The organism is Allomesorhizobium camelthorni, assembly GCF_011045125.1.
GTDB lineage: Bacteria > Pseudomonadota > Alphaproteobacteria > Rhizobiales > Rhizobiaceae > Allomesorhizobium > Allomesorhizobium camelthorni.
In genome coordinates this window covers 1-648 of the sequence record NZ_JAAKZF010000320.1, presented here as the reverse complement: position 1 = coordinate 648, position 648 = coordinate 1, and the positions used below count along the sequence as shown (strand labels likewise).

General features: G+C 58.3%; 1 protein-coding gene. It reads left to right on the top strand.

The genetic code is table 11. The features are described from left to right. Nucleotides 1-648, top strand: a 648-nt coding sequence (locus tag G6N73_RS36145; RefSeq protein ID WP_281353034.1) for a group II intron maturase-specific domain-containing protein, incomplete at both ends; no start/stop codon positions are given.

Genomic DNA, 648 nt, shown 5'->3' with positions numbered 1-648 from the left:
GCGCTCAGCGCGATCGAAGAGCGGTACGAACGGTGGACCTACCACCGCACCAAGACCCAAGCTCGTCGCAAGAGCAATGGGGTGAAGGCAGCAAAGAGTGCACGGGACACCGATCGAATCGCCGGTCGGTGTGTGTTCTTACCCGTACGCTACGCCGATGACTTCGTAGTTCTGGTCTCGGGAACGCAGGAGAATGCTATCGCAGAGAAATCGGCGCTGGCGGAATACCTGTACCGAACCATGGGCCTTGAGTTGTCGCCGGAGAAGACGAAGGTGACGGCTATGACGGAAGGGTTCGAGTTCCTCGGATTCCGCTTCGGCATGCATTGGGATAAGCGCTATGGTTACGGCCCACGCGTCGAAATCCCCAAGGCCAAAGCCGCCAACCTACGTCGAAAAGTCAAGCGACTGACGAAACGCAATAGTGTCTCCGTCGGCCTTGGCGATAAGCTCCGGGAGATCAATCCCATCCTGCGCGGATGGGCGAACTACTACCGCTACTGTGTGGGTGCAGGACGTGTATTCGTCAACCTTGACTGGTATATTGGTCTGCGTCTGTACTGCTGGCTGCGTAAGAAGCGCCCTAAAGCAGGGGTGCGTGAACTGTGGGGCTCCAAACAGCCCAGCAGTCGCCGCCCCACAAGACGG